At 59.5% G+C, this 2094-nt stretch carries 3 protein-coding genes; all 3 read right to left on the bottom strand.

What is annotated here, in order from left to right:
- A partial coding sequence (locus KKA81_16780; GenBank protein ID MBU2652582.1) for an O-antigen ligase family protein occupies nt 1-1096 on the bottom strand: 1096 nt, incomplete at its 3' end.
- Complete coding sequence (locus KKA81_16775; GenBank protein ID MBU2652581.1) at nt 1093-1683, bottom strand: SIS domain-containing protein; 591 nt, start codon at nt 1681-1683, stop codon at nt 1093-1095. The genes KKA81_16780 and KKA81_16775, both read right to left, overlap by 4 nt.
- A partial coding sequence (locus tag KKA81_16770; GenBank protein ID MBU2652580.1) for a geranylgeranylglyceryl/heptaprenylglyceryl phosphate synthase occupies nt 1680-2094 on the bottom strand: 415 nt, incomplete at its 5' end. The genes KKA81_16775 and KKA81_16770, both read right to left, overlap by 4 nt.

Genomic DNA, 2094 nt, shown 5'->3' with positions numbered 1-2094 from the left:
TCCTTCGTTCCGGCGTCCCCGGCGCGGACTCCCGAAACCCCTTCCAGAACGACTTCAGCACGAAAAACCACAACGCCCCGAACAGCACCATGGCCGGAATCCCTCCGATCGCCGCGGCATTAAGCAGGTCGTTATGGGCATGCACCTGAATCGCCCGTTCCCGGCTGTCGGCCGGGATTTTCGGCCCATACGCTGCGGCAAAATTACCCTGGCCGACCCCGAACACCGGATGTTCCGCGACAATCTCCGCCGTCCGACTCCAAATGAACAGACGGCTCATTACATTCGAAGTTCCGATCTCCCGGCTCAAATTCTCCCGGACCCGGCTCATGGTCGCCGGCTGAACCAGCGCCACAACCCCAATCCCGATAACAATCAAGGCCGTTACGTGAATCAGATACCGGCGGCGAATCATCGCCGCTCCCAGCATCAGCCCGACCAACACGGCGAGGATCGAGCCGCGACTGTAGGAGAGCATCGTCGCCAGCGCGGCCAGCACTCCGGCTACGACCAGAAAGGTCCGAAGGCGCTTGCTGAAATCCGGGCCGGGCACAAAACCCGCCCCTAGCAGAAAGAGCGCTGCGGTCGCGTAGAAATTACCGAACGTCAACGGATGAGGGAAATTGCCGCACGCCAAATAGCCGCCATCGGGCGCCGGCGGCAACGGATGTGACTTGAGCCAGTACCAGCCCGTGAAATGCTGAATGATAGCATAAAGCGCGATCAACATCACCCCGGATCCAAAGGCGGCGAACAGCCGACGATTATTGACGTCATCGCTTGCCACCAGTACGCCAATCGGAATCGCGATAAACAGCCACTCCTCACGAACCGTGAGAATTCCGTTAACGAATGTCGAGGCTACCGCGCTCGACATCGCCAGCCAGATGACATACCCAAGCACAAACGCATAGAACACACCCAGCGGCATGCGAGTCGGATGATATCGGATTAGCATCACCGTGAGCAGAAACAGGACCGTCGCCAGCCCCAGCGTAATCTGCGCTGCGGCAATCGAAAATGTGCATGAAAATACAAACAGTAGATACACGACAGCGAGAGCACGAAGTGCGTATGTCCCGGTCCGCAAAATCATCCGAACAGTCCGCTTTCCACCAGTTCCACAAGCACATGGATCAGGAAAATATGCTCCTCCTGAATGCGCTGAGTCGAGGTGTGCGGAATAATCAACGCCCGGTCGACCATCGGCGCCAGTCGCCCCCCCTTGCCGCCGAGCAGCCCAGCGGTCAACATACCGCGCTCACGAGCCGCCTGCACCGCCTTGATCAGATTGGCCGAATTGCCCGAGGTCGAAATCACGAACAACATATCGCCTTTGTGCCCTAACCCCTCCACCTGCCGGGCAAAAACATTCTCAAATCCATAGTCATTGGCCGCGGCCGTCATGACGATCGTATCGGCATTCAACGCGAGCGCCGGCAGCGACTGACGGTTGCGTTCGGCGGTCAACCGGACAATCATCTCACCTGCAAAATGCGAGGCATCCGCCGCCGAGCCGCCGTTGCCGCATAAGAGCAGCTTGCCGCCGGCGCCGATTACGCCGCTGATCACCGCCGCCATATCGAGCACCTGCTGCCCGAGATCCTCGATAACCGCTTTGCGCAATACCGCCGACTGCTCGGCCTGCTTGCGCAAAAAGGCAAAACCCTGTTCGTCGTTCATATCTTGACAGACTCCTTCGGATGCACCGCCGCCGTCATCTCGCGCAGACGCGAGTGACTCGAATCTTCTTCCATCGTGTTGCCCACTACCACGAATGACGCCCCCGCCTCTATCCGCTCCGCACACTGTTCCGGCGAACAAAGCCCCCCGCCGACCAGAAGCGGTATATCCACATACGCCGCGACATCGCGCACCATCGAAGCCGGCACCGGCTGCGTGGCGCCGCTGCCTGCCTCAAGATACACCAACCGCATCCCGAGATACTGCGCCGCCAGCGCATGGGCGCAGGCGATATCGCTTTTCCCCGATGGAATCGGCAGCGTGCCCGAAATATACTGCACCGAGGTCATATTGCCCGACTCGATCAGCATGTAGCCGGTCGGTATCGGTTCGAGATCAAACCGCTTCACC

It is taken from the genome of Bacteroidota bacterium, assembly GCA_018831055.1.
Classification (GTDB): domain Bacteria; phylum Bacteroidota; class Bacteroidia; order Bacteroidales; family B18-G4; genus M55B132.
Note: the sequence above shows the minus strand (reverse complement) of the source record. Positions and strands in the feature narration are given on the sequence as shown.